At 68.1% G+C, this 18,016-nt stretch carries 9 protein-coding genes; 5 read left to right on the top strand and 4 right to left on the bottom strand.

Annotated features, from left to right (window positions below):
- Positions 1 to 114: 114 nt before the first annotated feature.
- On the bottom strand, positions 115 to 1,677 hold the full coding sequence (locus tag GGD82_RS08150; protein WP_170284470.1) for an N-acetylmuramoyl-L-alanine amidase: 1,563 nt from the start codon (positions 1,675 to 1,677) through the stop codon (positions 115 to 117).
- Positions 1,678 to 2,604: 927 nt separating this feature from the next.
- Here GGD82_RS08150 and GGD82_RS08145 point away from each other — a divergent pair.
- Both GGD82_RS08145 and GGD82_RS08140 read left to right on the top strand, forming a co-directional pair.
- Positions 2,605 to 5,271 carry an Rne/Rng family ribonuclease gene (locus GGD82_RS08145; protein WP_150064014.1) on the top strand — a complete coding sequence of 889 codons (2,667 nt, stop codon included), beginning with the start codon at positions 2,605 to 2,607 and terminating at the stop codon, positions 5,269 to 5,271.
- A 253-nt stretch (positions 5,272 to 5,524) separates the two neighbouring features.
- Positions 5,525 to 8,155 (top strand): penicillin-binding protein 1A, encoded by a 2,631-nt coding sequence (locus GGD82_RS08140; protein ID WP_150064015.1) that lies wholly within the window; start codon positions 5,525 to 5,527, stop codon positions 8,153 to 8,155.
- A gap of 65 nt (positions 8,156 to 8,220) precedes the next feature.
- Here the strand turns inward: GGD82_RS08140 and purB are convergent, their stop codons facing one another.
- Positions 8,221 to 9,534: an adenylosuccinate lyase gene (gene purB / locus GGD82_RS08135; RefSeq protein WP_150064016.1), complete on the bottom strand. Its 1,314-nt coding sequence runs from the start codon at positions 9,532 to 9,534 to the stop codon at positions 8,221 to 8,223.
- 94 nt (positions 9,535 to 9,628) lie between these two features.
- Here purB and GGD82_RS08130 point away from each other — a divergent pair, with 94 nt between their 5' ends.
- Positions 9,629 to 10,648 carry a hypothetical protein gene (locus GGD82_RS08130; RefSeq protein WP_150064017.1) on the top strand — a complete coding sequence of 340 codons (1,020 nt, stop codon included), beginning with the start codon at positions 9,629 to 9,631 and terminating at the stop codon, positions 10,646 to 10,648.
- Positions 10,649 to 11,002: 354 nt separating this feature from the next.
- On the top strand, positions 11,003 to 11,521 hold the full coding sequence (locus GGD82_RS08125; RefSeq protein WP_150064018.1) for a hypothetical protein: 519 nt from the start codon (positions 11,003 to 11,005) through the stop codon (positions 11,519 to 11,521).
- A 6-nt stretch (positions 11,522 to 11,527) separates the two neighbouring features.
- Here GGD82_RS08125 and GGD82_RS08120 read toward each other — a convergent pair whose 3' ends face one another.
- Positions 11,528 to 13,876, bottom strand: a complete 2,349-nt coding sequence (locus GGD82_RS08120) for a methyl-accepting chemotaxis protein (protein ID WP_150064019.1) — start codon at positions 13,874 to 13,876, stop codon at positions 11,528 to 11,530.
- 347 nt (positions 13,877 to 14,223) lie between these two features.
- Here GGD82_RS08120 and mfd point away from each other — a divergent pair, with 347 nt between their 5' ends.
- Entirely contained in the window at positions 14,224 to 17,679 is a 3,456-nt protein-coding gene (gene mfd / locus GGD82_RS08115; protein ID WP_150064022.1) for a transcription-repair coupling factor, read from the top strand.
- A gap of 39 nt (positions 17,680 to 17,718) precedes the next feature.
- Here the strand turns inward: mfd and GGD82_RS08110 are convergent.
- On the bottom strand, positions 17,719 to 18,016 hold a 298-nt coding region (locus GGD82_RS08110), incomplete at its 5' end, for a hypothetical protein (RefSeq protein WP_221240746.1).

Here is an 18,016-nt window from a genome sequence, read left to right as displayed (position 1 = left end):
CGTGGGATGACCGTAACAAGTATCTGGATTTTTCGGGCGCGTATTGACATCGCACAACCGTCACCCCCGCGCGCAGGCGGGGCCGTCGGCATCACGGCCATGGGCTGCGAAGGATCAGTCGCCGCTGGAATAGGCCAGTCTGGCCCCCTGGGAGACGCGGAAAAAGCGATCCAGGGAGCGGACCACCGACTGCGCGAGCTTGGACCGATAGGCGCGCTGGCGCAGAAGTTTCTCGTCCGTATGGTTGGACAGATAGCCCATTTCGAGCAGGGCGGAGGGCACGTCGGGCGCCTTCAGGACCGCGAATCCGGCGAATCGGCGGCTGTGATTCAGCGTCCGCACGTCCGGCGGCAACTCGTCCAGCAGGACGTTGGCGAACTGGACGGAGCGGTTCATGGTCTCGCGCTGGGCCAAATCGATCAGGATATTGGTGACGTCCTGGCTTTCATGGCTGAAGTCCATGCCGAGGATGATGTCCGACTTGTTCTCCCGCTCGGCAAGGGCGGCGGCCTCCGAGTCGGATGCCTGCTCCGACAGCGTGTAGACGGACAGGCCCCGCACATTCGGATTGCCGATCGCATCGGCGTGGATGGACAGGAACAGGTCGGCCCCCGCCTGCCGCGCCCGGCGCACCCGCTCCCGCAGGTGGACGGACACGTCGCGGGTGCGCGTCATCATGACCCGATAGCGCCCGGTGCCCGCCAGCACGGCGCGCAACTCCTTGCCCATGGCCAGGGTGATCTCTTTCTCATACATCCCGCGCACGCTGATGGTGCCGGGATCGCGCCCACCGTGCCCGGGATCCAGGGCGATCATGGGCTTGCGCGGCACCGGCGGTTTCCGCGCCGGAATGGGAATGAAGGCAGCCGGCTTTACCCCGCCCGCAACCACGGTTTCGCTCGCGGCGTTCACGGAGGGTACGACCTCCGGCCGGACCGGCGGCACCACCGTGGCGGCGGCATCCGTGGGCAGGTCGGGGCGCGGCCGGGGCACGGGCGTCCCATCGGCCGCCATCACGGTCGAGGGCTGCGAGGACAGCGGATCGGGGTCCGGGGGCGGAACCGGGGCGGAGGCGTCCGCGACCGGCGCCCCACTTGGCGCCTCCGGCCCCCACCGTCCGCCCAGGATGGCATGATCATGCCCGGCCGTGGCGGCGAAGGCACGCGCGGGGGTCTCCGTCACGTCCACGACCAGCCGCCAGTCCAGACCGTCGCGGGGCGACAGCGCAAACGCCTCCAGCACCCGGGCCGGCTGCGCCAGATCCAACACGATTCGGGTCACGCCCCCTTCGAGCAGGCCGTAGCGCAGCCCGCCGATCAGACCGGTGGCGTCCGGTAGAGCCCCGGCGGGCACCAGCCAGTCCGAGTCCTTGAGGTCGAGCACCAGACGGGGCGGGTCGTCGAGGGTGAAAAGGCGGTAGGCCGGCGGCTCCGTCAGATCGAGGACCACCCGGGTTTTGACGTCGTGCCGCCCGAAGCGCACCCCCGTCGCCCGGTTGCCCGCCAGCGCCGGAAGGCTCAAGGTCGGCCCGAGAAGGGCTCCGGCAGCCCCCGCACCCAGCACCTCGCGCCGGGTCACCGGCGCCAGGGCACAGACCAGCGCCGGCCCCCGCGCCCCCACGCCGGGGGTGCGGTGCTCTCGTAGTCCGTGCGGCGGACGGGCTGAACGGGACGCCATGGCTGTGCCCCTGCGTGTCGCGGTTGCGTTCCGGGTCCCAGCCCCTACCGCCGGGAACGGTCCGCTCAAGGTGCGGCCTCGCAACAAATCTTCGACCAAGATATACGCGAAAGGATACAACCCTTCAACATCCAAAGACTTTATGACGAAAGGCAGGGTCCGGTACCCGGGGCTGTCGCCGGTTCGGCCCGCAATCCACGCCCGCCTCGGGACTCCGGATGCATCGCCCCGGATCGGCCGGGGCCGCGTCCCACGCGGACGACCCGAACGAATGCCGGGGGCGACCATCCTACGGGTTTAGTCTCCGCTATTGTATCCTCTCTAGACCCCGACTATTCTCACAGGTGGTTTTCTGTCGTCGCTTGGAACGGACCCGCGCAGGCGGGCCGGTCTTCTGCTGGCACGGGAAGGGAAACGCGCCCGGTGGCCAAATGGTCTCCGGCGTCATGAACGGTCCGCAGGCGTTGGCTGATCCTGCGGAAACACCCCCTTCTACGAGCTATGGCGGGCACGGCACTGCGTTCGCGATGCACCCCATCATGCTTTGGGGCCCCGGACAAGGCGGTTCTCCGCTCGTTTGGGTGCGCATCGCGCCGCCGTGGAGCGACCGACCGAGAGTTCGCATCACCCCTTCGAGACCGGACCACCAGAATCCGGGCCAGAGGTTTTCCGCCATGCCCGCAGTCCTGATACCGCCCCCGCCCCGAGCCGCGCCACGGTCGCTTGCGACCGCGCCGCGCGGTGCCGGCCGTCGGGGTGGGTCGGATCGCGTGGCCGAATCCATGCGCGTTACCGGTCCAGGGGCGCGGGATGGAACACGATGGAGCCTTTCGGGCCGGCCTGACCTCGGTCTCGCGTCAGGATCAGGCGTCGGCGCCCCCCCTTCGGCGGGGTTGCGGCCGGCGGCCCCACGGAGTTCGTCCCTGCATGGCAAAGAGACTTTTGATCGATACGGGCCACCCGGAAGAGACCCGGGTGGTTGTTCTGGATGGAACACGCCTCGAAGAGTTTGACGTCGAGACCAGTACCAAGAAACAAATCAAGGGAAATGTCTATCTGGCCAAAGTGGTCCGGGTCGAACCCTCCCTTCAGGCTGCGTTCGTCGAATATGGCGGCAACCGCCATGGCTTCCTCGCTTTCAGCGAGATCCATCCCGATTACTACCAAATTCCCGTCGCGGATCGGCAGGCCCTGCTGGCTGAGCAGACGGAGCGGGAGCGCGCCGCCGAGGCCGAGGACGACCACCACGCCGACTCCCGCGATGGGGATGGCGTCGGCGGAACCGACTCGGACGGCGGGGACGACGTGTCGTCGGGCGGGGCGCGCGACGTCGAAGATCTGGGGGGCGAGGAAACCGTCTCTGCGGCCTCCCCGCAGCTTCAGGCCAACATGCTGCGGAACTACAAGATCCAGGAGGTCATCAAGCGCCGCCAGATCCTGTTGGTCCAGGTCGTCAAGGAAGAGCGCGGCAACAAGGGCGCGGCCCTGACCACCTATCTGTCGCTGGCCGGCCGGTATTGTGTGTTCATGCCGAACACGGCGCGGGGCGGCGGCGTCTCCCGCAAGATCAGCAGCCAGACCGACCGGCGGCGGCTGAAAAACATCCTGTCCGACCTCCAGGGGCCGCCCGGGGGGTCGGTAATCCTGCGCACGGCGGGCGCGGAACGCAGCAAGGCCGAGATCAAGCGCGATTTCGAATACCTGATGCGGCAGTGGGAACTGATCAAAGAGACCACGCTGCAATCGGTGGCCCCCGCTCTGATTCATGAGGAAGCCAACCTCATCAAGCGGGCCATCCGCGACATCTACACGCGCGACGTCGAGGAAATCCTGGTGGACGGCGAGGAGGGATACCGCGCCGCCAAGGACTTCATGAAGATGCTCACCCCGTCGCACGCGCGGAAGGTGAAACCGTACCGAGACACAACCATGCCGCTACTCCACCGCTATCAGGTGGAAAGCCAGCTCGACGCCATGCACAGCCCGGTGGCACAGCTCCGCTCCGGCGGCTATGTGGTCATCAACCAGACCGAGGCGCTGGTTGCCATCGACGTCAACTCCGGCAAGTCCACCAAGGAACGCCATATTGAGGAGACGGCGCTCAAGACCAACCTGGAGGCGGCCGACGAGATCGCCCGCCAGCTTCGTTTGCGCGATTTGGCCGGTCTGATCGTCATCGACTTCATCGACATGGACGACGGCCGCAACAACGCCGCGGTCGAACGCCGCATGAAGGAGGCGCTGAAGCAGGACCGCGCCCGGATCCAACTCAGCCGGATCAGCGCCTTCGGCCTGCTGGAAATGTCGCGCCAGCGGCTGCGCCCCAGCCTGATGGAAACGGCGTTCCACACCTGCGGCCACTGCCACGGCACCGGCGTGGTGCGCTCGACCGAGTCCACGGCCATCGCGATGCTGCGCGTGATCGAGGAAGAAGGCGTGCGCCGTCGCTCGTCGGAGGTCACGCTGCGGGTCCCGACCCCGGTCGCGCTGTACATCCTGAACAACAAGCGCGCGATGCTGACGGCGATCGAAAGCCGCTATGACTTCCGCGTCGCGATCGAGGGCGACGACAGCCTCATCATCCCGGCCTACACCATGGACCGCGTGCGGGCGGAAAACCGGCCGGAGACCGCGCACGACACCACCGTCGGCGTGCCGGATACCCTCGCGCCCGAGGACGTGACGGACGATGACGAGGTCTCCGAGACCGACGAGACCGAGGACACCGACCGCGAGGCCGAATCCCACGACACCGGTGGGCCGCGCGACGATGACGACGGCGGCAGCCGGAAGAAGCGGCGGCGGCGGCGGCGGAAACCCCGCCGCGACGGCGACGGGACCGACGACGGCACCGACAGCGGGGCCGATGGCGAGGACCGCGACGCCGGCGACAGCGGGGACCGTGAGGACTCCGACGGCGAGGGGGCCGACAGCGACGGATCCGAGGACGGCGCTGACACCGGTGGCGACGAGGACGCCAATGCGCGCCGGTCGCGCCGCTCGCGGCGACGGCGCGGCGGTCGTCGCAACCGCAGCCGGTCAAGCGGCACGGATCGCATGGAGGGCGAGACGCTGGAGTCCGCGCCCACCGACACCCCGAACGAGAACGATGGTGGCGCGAAGGATGCCCCTGCCCCGGCGGTCGCCACAGAGAGCCCGGACCCGACGGACGACGAAACCGTCACGGCAGAGCCCGGGGCCGCGGCACCTGAACCGGACGGCGCCCAGGACCGCGAGCCGGACGCCGAAGCGGCCTCCCCAGACGCGACGGAGATTCCGGCCCTCCTGATGAGCGAGGCCACGCCGACCCCGGAGGAGACCGCCGAGGTCCCCGCCGCCGCGGCCGAATCTGTGGAGGACACCGGATCGGACGACGCGGCGCCCGCCGCCACCGATATCGAACCGGTTCCCCGTGAGACGGATGACACCGCGCCCGTCGAGACCCAGCCGGACGATGCAGCGGCGGAGCCTGAAGTGGCCCCCGAGCCGACCGACACCGCGCCCGCCGAGGTCGAGGCGACAGCCGAGGCCGAACCGGACGCCGATGCCGACGCCGAACCCCAGCCGGTGCGCCGGGGGTGGTGGCGCCGCTAATCCCTGTGCTCCCCGGACCGGGCGCCGTCCCGCGTCGGGTCTGGGGGGCACCGGTACGGCGGCACGGCGGAACGACGCGATCGCCACGGGGTTGCCCCACCGATGCCACCTCCGGGCTGGCGGCCAGCCTTGAGCACGCCACATTCCCCCCGTATCACCGCATACGGATAGAGGGGCCGATGCCTATCGCGTGCCCGTGTGGCGCCTGCCCCCACCCTCTCCCTGACTCCTCTGGCGAAAGCGCGGCGGCTCGATGTTGAAGCTCTTCCGGCTGTTTCTCAGCACCATGATCGTCCTGGGCCTCGTCGGCATGGTGTCGGTCGGCTACGTGTTCTATCATTACAGTCGTGACCTTCCGGCGTACGACCATCTGAAGACGTACGAGCCCCCCATTACCACGCGCGTGTACGCCGCCGATGGCCGCCTGATGGCGGAATACGCCATCGAAAAGCGGGTGTATCTGCCGATCGACGCCATCCCGAAGCGGGTCCGAAACGCCTTCATCTCGGCCGAGGACAAATCGTTCTACAGCCACCCCGGCATCGATGTGCAGGGCGTGCTGCGCGCCGTGGTGACCAACCTGCGCAACATGAGCACAGGGCGGCGGCCGGAGGGCGCGTCGACGATCACGCAGCAGGTCGCAAAGAACTTCCTGCTGACCAACGAGGTGTCGATCGAGCGCAAAATTAAGGAAGCCCTTTTGGCGTTCCGGATCGAACAGGCCTACTCCAAGGACTACATCCTGGAGCTTTACCTGAACGAGATCTATCTCGGCTTCCAGTCGTATGGGGTCGCCGCCGCCGCCCTGAACTACTTCAACAAGTCGGTGGATGAACTGACCATCGGCGAGGCTGCGTTCCTCGCTGCCCTGCCCAAGGCACCGAACAACTACAATCCGGTGCGCCATCCCGACGCCGCCTATGCCCGCCGCAACTGGGTCATCGGGCGCATGCTGGAGGACGGCCACATCACGCCCGAGCAGGCCCAGGCCGCCCTTGCCGAGGACATCATCCTACGCCGCCGCGACGAAGCCCAATCGGTCTATGGGGCCGGGTTCTTCTCGGAGGAGATCCGCCGCACGCTGGCCGCCCGCTACGGCGAGGACGCGCTGTATCAGGGTGGACTGGCGGTGCGCTCGACCCTCAACCCCGACCTTCAGAAGATCGCCGGCCGCGTGCTGCGCGAAGGCCTGATCGACTACGACCGCCGCCACGGCTGGCGTGGCCCCGTGACCACATTGCCGGTCGAGGCGGGCTGGGCGCAAGCCCTGTCCGAACTGGAGCGCCCGGCCGGGGTCCCGGACGCGTGGCGGGTGGCGCTGGTCCTGCGCGTGGAACCGCGCACGGTCACGCTGGGCTTCTCCAGCGGCACCCAGGGCACCATGGACCTGGACACCATGACCTGGGCCCGTCCCTGGCGGGAGGAGCAGCACGTCGGGCCGCAGCCCGACAGCGCCGACGATGTCGTGGCTGTCGGGGACGTGATCCTGGTGGAACCGGCCACCGACGATTCGGGCGAGACCATCCCCAACGCCTTCGCCCTGCGCCAGATGCCGAACGTCGAGGGCGCGCTGGTCGCCATGGACCCCCACACCGGGCGCGTGCTGGCGATGATGGGCGGCTTCTCCGCCGACCGGTCGGAGTTCAACCGCGCCACCCAGGCCCGCCGCCAGCCGGGCTCGGCCTTCAAGCCGTTCGTCTATCTCGCGGCGCTGGAGGACGGCTATACCCCGGCCTCGATCATCCTGGACGCCCCGTTCGTCTACGACCAGGGTCCCGGCCTCGCCAAGTGGAAGCCCAAGAACTACTCGAACCGCTTCTACGGCCCCTCGACCCTGCGCATGGGCATCGAGAAATCGCGCAACCTGATGACCGTGCGGCTCGCCCAGGCCGTCGGCATGGACCGGGTGGCCGACGTGTCGGAGCGGTTCGGCGTCGTCGACGACATGCCGCAGAATCTGGCCGCGTCGCTGGGGTCGACGGAAACCACCGTGCTGCGCCTGACCACCGCCTACGCGATGATCGTCAACGGTGGTCGGCGGATCGAGCCCACCTTGATTGACCGCATCCAGGACCGCCACGGCACCACGATCTACCGGCACGACGGGCGCCCCTGCAGGGAGTGCGAGGAGGTCGACTGGACCGGACAATCCGTGCCCTGGCTGCCCGATCCGCGCCCGCAGGTCATCGATTCGCTGACCGCGTATCAGATGGTGTCGATCCTGGAAGGGGTCGTGCAGCGCGGCACCGGCGTGCGCATCGGCCGCACCGTGGACAAGCCGGTGGCCGGCAAGACCGGCACATCGAACGATTCCGTCGACACCTGGTTCGTCGGGTTCTCGCCCGATCTGGCGGTGGGCGTGTTCGTCGGCTTCGACGAGCCCCGGACCCTGGGGTCCCGGGAACAGGGTGCGCGCACCGCCGGACCGATCTTCGCCGCGTTCATGAAGGACGCCCTGGCGGACACGCCGGCCCGCCCCTTCCGCGTGCCGCCGGGCATCGAGTTCGTAACCATCGACCGCATCACCGGCCAGCGCGCCAGCGGTGGCGAAGGGACCATTACGGAAGCCTTCAAGCCCGGCGAGGGTCCGGTCCGCAACCCGACCGTGCTCGACGGCTCCGGCGCGCTGGCGGGCTACGGCGCGGAGTACGGGGTCCCGTCGACGGCGGGCGTGGGCGTCGTGCCCATGCCGGGCGCCTGGAACAGCGGCGCTCCGGTGTCGGACGGGTCCTATCAGGGCCAGCCCTACCCGGGACAGCCGTCGAGCGGACAGCCCTATCCCGGGTCGGCGCCGGGGAGCGCATCCGGCGGACAGGCCGGCACCGCTCCCCCCCCGCCGCCGGCCGGCGGGTCGGGCGCGCCTCAGGCCGGCGGTCTGTACTGAGGGAGAACGAAGGAGACGGCGCCCGTCCCCTCGGCCCAGGCCGGGGGAGCGGGCCCCGCTTCCGCTTACACGGTCCCGAACACGCGACGGAAGATCGTGTCCACGTGTTTGGTGTGGTGGCCCAGGTCGAACATACCGGCCAGGGTCGCCTCATCCAGGGCCGCCACGACCTCTGCGTCGCCCTTCAGCAGGGTCAGCAGGTCGCCCTCCCCGTCCCACACCCGCATGGCGTTGCGCTGAACCATACGATAGGCGGTCTCGCGGCTGACACCGGCCTGGGTCAGCGCCAGCATGACCCGCTGCGAGAACACGAGGCCCCCCATGCGGTTCAGGTTTGCCTCGACCGCGTCGGCGTGCACCACCAGCTTGTCGACCACCCCGGCCAGCCGGGCCAGCGCAAAGTCGAGGGTGACCGTCGCGTCCGGGCCGATCAGGCGCTCGACCGACGAATGGGAGATATCGCGCTCGTGCCACAGCGCGACGTTCTCCAGAGCCGGCACCACAAACCCACGGACGATGCGCGCCAGGCCGGTCAGGTTCTCGGTCAGCACCGGGTTGCGCTTGTGCGGCATGGCGGAGCTGCCTTTCTGGCCCGGGGCAAAATACTCCTCGGCCTCCCGCACCTCGGTGCGCTGAAGGTGGCGAATCTCCGTGGCCAGCCGCTCCATGGAGCTGGCGATCACACCCAGCACGGCGAAGAACTGCGCATGGCGGTCGCGCGGAATCACCTGGGTGGAGACAGGCTCCACCGACAGCCCCAGCTTTTCCGCGACATGCGCCTCGACCGCCGGGTCGATGTTGGCAAACGTACCCACGGCACCGGAGATGGCGCAGGTGGCCACATCCGCGCGCGCCGCCAGCAAGCGGTCGCGGGCGCGTTCGAACTCAGCGTAGAAGCTGGCGAACTTAAGGCCCAGCGTCACCGGCTCGGCGTGGATGCCATGGCTTCGGCCCATGCAGACGGTCAGCTTGTGCTCCAGCGCCCGGCGCTTCAGCGCCGCCAGCACCCCATCCAGATCCTCCAGCAGCAGGTCGGCCGCCTGGGTCAACTGAACCGACAGGCAGGTGTCCAGCACGTCCGACGACGTCATGCCCTGGTGGACAAAGCGCGCCGGCTCGCCGACGTGGTCGGCCAGTTCGGTCAGGAAGGCGATGACGTCGTGCTTGACCTCGGCCTCGATGGTGTCGATGCACGCGATCCGGTCCTCGGTATAGGGCTTGTCCCCCTTGGCCCACACGGCGGCGGCGGCATCCTTGGGGATCACCCCCAGGTCGGCGAGCGCATCGCAGGCGTGCGCCTCGATCAGAAACCAGATGCGGAACTTGTTGGCGGGCTCCCAGATGGCGGTCATCGCCGGGCGGGCGTAGCGCGGAATCACGGGCGGGGCTCCTTGGTGGCTGTGTCTTGAGCGTGCGGGACTTATAGGCGATGCTCAGAGTCCTCGCAAAGACTCCGAACGGAAGTGATCCGCCATGGACCGGCCCGCCCTGCCCGCCATCCCCGTTGTGGACATCGGGCACGGCGGCGCGCCCGCCCTTCTGAAGGCCGCCCGGCATCAGGCGGAGGGCCTTCTGCTCCAGGCCCGGCGGACCTTCACCCCCCCGGTGCTGCGGCTGGCGGATCGCCTGTGCGCCCGCTGGCTGGAGCGGAACAACACCCCTTACGCTGATGAGCTGCGCGCCCTTCAGACCGAGGCCGGTCCCGGCGCCCTGGCCCTGAACCTGTCGCATCAATGGGCCTGCACCGCCGCCGCCGCGCCGGATGCGCCGGACAGCGTGGGCCGGCCCGGCGGCGTGACGCTGTTGCGGGCGCTCGACTGGAACATGCGCGGCCTCGACCTGGGCCGGTGGCTCGTCGTCGCCCGCATGCGGGGACCGGCGGGGGCCTTTCTGTCCGTCACATGGCCCGGCTACGCGGGTGTGCTGACCGGCATGGCGCCGGGCCGCTTCGCGGTGGCGCTCAATCAGGCCCCGGTCAGCGGGCCGGGCCTGCTGCCGCTGCGCTGGCTGGGCGACCGACGGCGGGTCTGGTCCAGTGACGCCCCACCACCGGACCACCTGCTGCGCGCGATTCTGGAGACCGCGCCGACCGCCACCGACGCCCTGCACCGGCTGCGCGAGGCCCCCGTCTGCGTGCCCTACCTGCTGACGCTGGCCGGCGTGGATCGGGCCGAGGCCTGGGTGATCGAGAAGGACTGGACCGGCACGCGGATCCGCCAACACCCGGCGGTCGCGGCCAACCACTGGGGCGCGGACATCCCATGCCATCCGCGCGGCGGCAACAGCCGAGGGCGCTGGGCCGCCATGGCTGCGGCCGTGGAAGCCGGCGCCCGCGACTTCACGTGGCTGGCGCCCCCGATCGTCTGGCCGGCCACGCGGCTGGCGGTCGAGGCCAACGCCCACGCCGGCCGGCTCCAGGTCCTTGGCCTAGACGGTGCGCGTCGCGTGACCGCACGCCTTGCGCTCTCGGAAACCCCTTCCCTCGCAGCCTAGCCCGCGCGGCCCCGGAATCCGTTTCGCCGCGAACCAGGCTGGACGCTCCAAAACAACACGGACGATAAAGAGGCCCACACGCGGCCCACAGACTTTAGATCAATAAGAAACAAAATATCGATAAATCACCAAAAAATTACGCCTCGATCCGCTTCGCACCAGCACAGTGCGACCGCGTCTCACCTCAACCCTGTTCACGCCCGGCTTGCTCAAGTACAATCGTTTTACTCGGATATGTGAGATGCCTTCGACTCCTTAAGCGCGTTCGACCCCAATAAATATAACCATAATGAGAATTGCGGCCGTGTTGTGGGGCGGACAGCACCGGAGAAACCGGAGAGGACTGGACGCGCGATGGACGCACCGAAACCCGCCGCTGTTTTCGTGATGATCGATCTTCACCACCAGAGGATGATCGCTCGCGTTCGCAACATTATGGACACTTTGTCGAACCGCGGCAGTACGCCCGGAACCGCCACAGACGAGGTCGGGTTTCTCACTCTGGAGGTCGAGGCCTACCGCACGTTCCTGCAGACCCATGCCGACGATATCCGTGACATGGTGGGACGACGGGAGGATCCCGGGCCCGGGATCGATGCCGATAGCCTGTTTTTCGATGTCCTAGCGCTCCACGAATTGGTCGGACGCAACGGCGAGCACCACCCCTCGGTGTTGCCCCGCCTTGGCCTGTTTTCGGCCGCGCTGCTTCGGCACGCTTCGCACTTTAATGGCGGACTGACCGATCACCGGCGTGCCTGGCTGGCACAACTCCGGATGTCCATCACGGCGCAGGCCCGGACTCAGTCCGCCCGGTCCCGCGACCGAGCCTCATGCACCAGAGGGCCAGAGCGGCGCCCCCGTGTCGCCCCCTGACCCCGATCAGGCGGCGTCGGGTTCCTCGTTCGTCTGGACGGCCCGCAGGAAATCCGATACCTGCTGACGCAGAGCCGCTGTCTGCGCGGCAACCTGCGCCGAGGTCGCGGCGATGGCACCCGCCACCGCATTGGATCCTTCGGCCGATTCCCGTACATCGTTGATCGAGGCGGACACCGTCTGTGTGCCGGTGGCGGCCTCCTGGACGTTGCGGGCGATTTCCTGCGTGGCGGCGCCCTGCTGCTCGACGGCCGCCGAGATCGACGACGAAATCGCACTGATCTCGCGGATAACGGTGGTGATGGCGTTAATGGCCGCCACCGCTTCCACGGTCGAGGTTTGGATCTGCGTGATCTGCGTGCCGATCTCGTCGGTGGCGCGCGCGGTCTGGGACGCCAGTTCCTTCACCTCCGTCGCCACCACCGCGAAGCCCTTACCGGCATCGCCGGCCCGCGCGGCCTCGATGGTCGCGTTCAGCGCCAGCAGATTAGTCTGGCTGGCGATATCGTTGATCAGCAAGACGATCTCGCTGATTTTCTTGACGTTGTCCTCCAGCACACGGATCCCCTGCGACGTCCGGTCGGCCTGAGCATTGGCCTGCCCAGACACGTCGGTGGCTTGACTCACCTGCCGGGCGATCTCCTGAATGGACGACGTCAGTTCGTCGGCCGCGCTGGCGACGGTCTCCACGTTGGCCGAAGCCTGATCCGCCGCACCGGCCACGCTGGCGGCTTCCACCTTCGTGCGCTCGGCGTTGTCCTGGATGTCCTGTGACGTGGCGCGCATGGCCTCCTCGGCCTCATGAAGACGCTCGAACACCGCCGTGATCGCCTGCTCGAACGTGGTGATGAGCTCCCGCACGCGCGCCGTCTCCCGTTCTTTGCGCGCCTGATCCTCGCGCTGCGCCACAGCCAGCCGTTCGGAGCGGATCAGGCCCTCCTTGAAGACCTGAACCGCCTTGGCCATGTGGCCGATCTCGTCGGTGCGGGTCACGGCGGGCACATCGGTCTCGTGCCGGCCCGTCGCGAGAGCATCCATGGCCGCCGTCATACCTGTGATCGGGCGGATGACCGTGCGGAAGATCAGCAGCATCATCGCCGCCGACACCACGATAATGCCCGCGACAAGGCCGATCATGACGAACTGGGCCGTCACCACCATCTGGCTGGCTTCCTGATCGGCCTGGGCGCTCATCGCGCTCGCCTCATCGGCGACCTGGGCCAGGGCGGTCCCGACCCGCTGGCCGTGGTAATCCAGGGTCGTCGCGACCGCCTGCGCCTTGGCCTTGGCGATAAGCATCGCCTTGACGGTGTCGAACAACTGACCCTCGCCGGTCGCGTCCTCCACCCAGGCATCAAACGCTTCGCGGAGCGTCGCGTTCGCCGCCTTTTCCTGATCCGAGCGGCTGTTCCGGCGCAGCACATGGAACTGTGGTTCCGCCTGTTTGACCAGATCGGCGAACGCCGTGCGCTGGGTCTCGACGTCCATGATCGCCTCTGCGCCGGTCGCATCGTGGGCGACGCTTTCCATCCGAACCACAATGGCCTGCAGCTTCAGGGCCGAGGCCACCATCGGATAGTCGACGGTGAACAGCTGACGCATGAGCTTGTTGATGTCGCGCGCGGTGGTCGACGTGCTGATCAGCATCAGGTCCGCGTTGCGCTTGGACTCCGCCATATCGGCCGCATTGTCGGCGCTGAGTTTCTTCAGCCGTTCAAACAACGCTTCCCCTTCACCAGCGAAGGCCTCCAGCTGCTCGGCAACGGCCGCACGCGCCTTCAGTTCATCAATATGCTCGTCACGGGCGGTGCCCTGCTGCGCATTGAACTGTTCGCGGCTCGCCTCGGCGGCCGTCAGAGCCTCTTTGGCCGCATCGGATGTGAGCATACCGACGAGGGTTCCGGTCTGCTCCTCGAACGTCTGGTTCAAGGTCCTCAATCCGGCGGAAACCGCGTCCACGACCGCCGGGCGTTTCTCGGCCAGCATGTCGTTCGCCCGCTTCGTCGCGAGGGCGGTGTTGTCCACCAGCTCATCGGACAACCGGACAATCGGGGCCGTCACGGTGGTAATTTGCCGGAGCTTTTGTTCAATCTGCGAAATATAGAAAAGACTCGCGGCGACCGCGCCCACGGACATGATCGACAGAGCCGCAAGGCCGAGCATGGTTTTCCGCGAGATTGTGAGCCCGCGAGCACGGGACTGTGACGAAGCCTTCGAACGATCGGTGGGCATGGGGCCTCTTCCTGTTGGACGTCGGCTCAGTGATCGTCCGTGATCAGCGTGCGTCGCCCATAGCTCGAACTGCAAAAAATACGATTCAAAAACCTTATGTCTGCTAAGGTTGTAATACAGCATTTATCATCGGGCGTCTTGAAAAGAAAGTGTAAACAAGTATGACTATTGGGTTAACACGCTTTAGGAAAAACAAGGCCCTGTTGATTATTTCAGATGGATCGGACACCGGCCAGCACCCGCCTGCGCTGTAGTCCGCCCTGTCTTCGGTCAGGTCGTGTGCGGACCATGCGGCCCGCACCGCCGGCCGGCCGCGCCCTCCATGCAGCAGCCCGGAGCGCGTCAATTGACTCGTCCCGGGGCGTCGCGCTATCCCCGGTGATCGTTCGTCCTGGAACCAATGCCCCGTGCTGAAACGACAGATTGAGAAGGCCCTGCACGAGACGCGCGGCCGCGTTACCCTCGCCGGCATGCCGGAAGGGCACGATGCGCATGTGCTCGTCGCCCTGGCCCGCGCCCGCAAGGGCCGCCCGCTGGTCCATGTCGCCCGCGATGACGTGCGCCTGTCGACGCTGGTGGACGCCGCCCGGTTCATGGCGCCGGACCTGCGGGTGCTGGACCTGCCGGCCTGGGACTGCGTGCCCTACGACCGGGTCTCGCCGCACGCCGACATTCTGGCGCGGCGCATCGACACGCTGGCGGCGTTGGCCGCCCTTCCGGTCGAGGGGCCGGGCCCCGCGCCCCTTCTGATCGTCACCACCGTCAACGCCCTGAGCCAGCGCCTGCCGCCGCGCGAGTCCCTGGCGGCCGCCGCCTTCGTCCTGACCAAGGGGGCGGCGCTGGACATGGACGCCCTGCTCGGCTTCCTGGCCCGCACCGGCTACGTCCGGGCCGAGCAGGTGATGGAGCCGGGCGAATACGCCGTGCGCGGCGGCCTGATCGACCTGTTCCCGCCGGGCCACGCCGATCCGCTGCGCCTGGACCTGTTCGGCGACGAGGTGGATGCGATCCGCGTGTTCGACGCGGTCACCCAGCGCACCACGGGCGACGCGAAAGGGGTCGTGCTGAAGCCGATGAGCGAACTGACGCTCGACGACGCTTCCGTCGCCCGCTTCCGCTCCGGCTACCGCGAGCTGTTCGGCGCGCCGAAGCGGGACGATGCCCTGTACGAGGCCATCTCCGCCGGGCAGGCCTTCGCCGGCATGGAGCATTGGCTGCCGCTGTTCCACGAGGGCATGGACACCCTGCTCGCCTACGCGCCCGACGCCGCCGTGACGCTGGACCCGGACGCCGAGGCCGCGCGCGCCTCCCGCTGGGAGCAGATCCAGGAGTACCACGCCGCCCGCCGCGACATCGCCCTGTCGGGCTCCGGCGAGGGCGGCATGATCTACAATCCGATCCCGCCCGACCGGCTGTATCTGACCGAAGAGGACTGGACGCGCCTGCTGGCGGCGGCGCCGCGCGTGTTCGACCTGTCGCCCTACGCCCCGGCCGAGGGCGCGCCCGATACGCTCGACATGGAAGGCCGCCCCGGTCGCGACTTCGCCGATGTGCGGGCCCGCACCGGGGAGAACGTGTTCGCCGCCGTCGCCGCCCACGCGGCGGAGCGCATGGGTCAGGGCAAGCGGGTGGTGCTGGCCGCGCACTCGCTGGGCTCCCGCGACCGTCTGGGCGGGCTGATCCGCGACAACGCCGGCGAGAGCGACGCCGCCCGCATCGAAACCATCGAGTCCTGGGACGACCTCGCCCGCGCGCCCAAGGGCGCCCTGGCGCTGGTGGCGCTGGGGTTGGATCGGGGCTTCGAGACGCCCGAGATGGCGGTGATCGCCGAGCAGGATGTGCTGGGCGACCGCCTCGCCCGGCCGCAGAAAAAGAAGCGCAAGGCCGATTCCTTCATCCAGGACGCCTCCACCCTGGTCGAGGGTGATCTGGTCGTGCACGTCGATCAGGGCATCGGCCGCTACGACGGGCTGGAAACGCTCCAGGTCGGCGGCGCGCCGCACGATTGCGTGCGCGTGATCTACGCCGGAGAGGACAAACTGTTCGTCCCCGTCGAGAACATCGAGGTCCTGTCGCGCTATGGCTCCGAGACAGCCGGCGTGCAGCTCGACAAGCTGGGCGGGGTCGGCTGGCAAGCGCGCAAGGCCAAGCTGAAGAACCGCATCCGCGACATGGCGGACAAGCTGATCCAGGTCGCCGCCGCCCGTCACCTGCGCAAGGCCGAAAGCTACATCGCGCCGGACGGGCTGTACGACGAGTTCGCCGCCCGCTTCCCTTACGTCGAGACCGACGACCAGTTGCGGGCCATCAGCGAGACCATCGAGGATCTGGGGCGCGGCAAGCCCATGGACCGCCTGATCTGTGGCGACGTCGGGTTCGGCAAGACGGAGGTCGCGTTGCGCGCCGCGTTCGTGGCCGCGCTGTCCGGACAACAGGTGGCCGTGGTGGTGCCGACCACCCTGCTCGCCCGCCAGCACTTCAAGGTGTTTCAGGAGCGGTTCGCCGGCCTGCCGGTGCGGGTGGGCCAACTGTCCCGGCTGGTCACCGGCAAGGCTGCCACGGCGACCAAGAAGGAGATCGCCGACGGCACCCTCGACATCGTCGTGGGCACCCACGCTGTGCTGGCCAAGGGTATTTCGTTCAAAAACCTCGGCCTGCTCATCATCGACGAGGAGCAGCACTTCGGCGTGGCGCACAAAGAGCGGCTGAAGCAGCTCAAGAGCGACGTGCATGTGCTGACGCTGTCCGCCACCCCGATCCCGCGCACCCTGCAACTGGCGCTGACCGGCGTGCGGGAGATGAGCCTGATCGCCACCCCGCCGGTGGACCGGCTGGCGGTGCGCACCTTCGTGCTGCCGTTCGACCCGGTGGTGATCCGCGAGGCCATCCTGCGCGAGCGCTACCGCGGCGGTCAGTGCTTCTACGTCTGTCCGCGCCTGAAGGACATCGACGAGGTGGCGGAGCGCCTGGAAGCCCTGGTGCCCGAGGTCAAGGTCGCCATCGCGCACGGCCAGATGGCGGCCAAGCAGCTCGAAGACGTCATGACCGCCTTCGCGGACGGGCAGTACGACATTCTCCTCGCCACCAACATCATTGAGTCCGGCCTCGACATGCCGCGCGTCAACACGATCATGATCCACCGGGCCGACATGTTCGGGCTGGGGCAGCTTTACCAGTTGCGCGGGCGTGTCGGGCGGTCGAAGGCGCGCGGTTATGCCTATCTGACCATCCGGCCGAACCGAAAGCTGTCCAAGGCGGCCGAGAAGCGCCTGGACGTCATGCAGACGCTGGACACCCTGGGGGCGGGCTTCACGCTCGCCAGCCACGACCTGGACATCCGGGGCGCCGGCAACCTGCTGGGCGACGAGCAGTCCGGCCACATCAAGGAGGTCGGCATCGAGCTTTACCAGCACCTGCTGGAAGAGGCCGTGGCCGCCGCCCGCGCCGGCGAGGGCATGGAGACGCTGGACGACGCGTGGTCGCCGCAGATCACCCTGGGCTCGCCGATTCTGATCCCCGAGGGGTACGTGCGGGATCTGGGCGTGCGGCTGTCGCTCTACCGGCGCATCGGCGACGTCACCGAGGATGCGGAGATCGAGACCCTGGCCGCCGAGATGATCGACCGCTTCGGCCCGCTGCCCACGGAGGTGGAGAACCTGGTGAAGGTGATCCGCATCAAGGTTCTGTGCCGCACGGCCAACGCGGAGAAGATCGACGCCGGGCCGAAAGGCGCCGTCATCACCTTCCGCAACAATGAGGTGCCCAATCCGGCCGGTCTGGTGCAGTTCATCGGCAAGAACGCCGCCGTGGTGAAGCTGCGACCCGACCACAAGCTGGTCGCCAAGCGGGACTGGGCCGATCCCGCCCGCCGCCTGCAAGGTCTGCACCGGCTGATGACGGAACTGGCCGAGGTGGCCAAGGGTTAGGGGCGCGGGGGTCGCCCACGCCACACCCTCCGTCACGCCTCAGGTGTCGGCGAGAGCCCGTGCGAACGCGCCTTCGTCGAGATGCTGAACCGCCATTCCGGACGTGCCCGCCGCCGCGTCGAGCGCGGCGACCAAACGGGTGCGATCCGGCGGCGTTGCGGTCAGAAGGCCGGCGGCCTTCGCATAGGGGTGCCGCGAAGCGGGATCGCGCCGCGCCCGCCCGCCGGTTGCAGCCCCTGCCAGATAACGTACCATTTCTTTCGCACTTTCGGATTGGGCGGCTCCTTCTATCCTGATGGAAGGAGCTTGGAATGGACGATCAGAAGGGCGTGACACC

It is taken from the genome of Roseospira marina (assembly GCF_014197855.1).
Classification (GTDB): Bacteria; Pseudomonadota; Alphaproteobacteria; order Rhodospirillales; family Rhodospirillaceae; genus Rhodospira; species Rhodospira marina.
The sequence above is the reverse complement of the archived record's forward strand: the minus strand, read 5'-3'. Positions and strand labels throughout refer to the sequence as shown.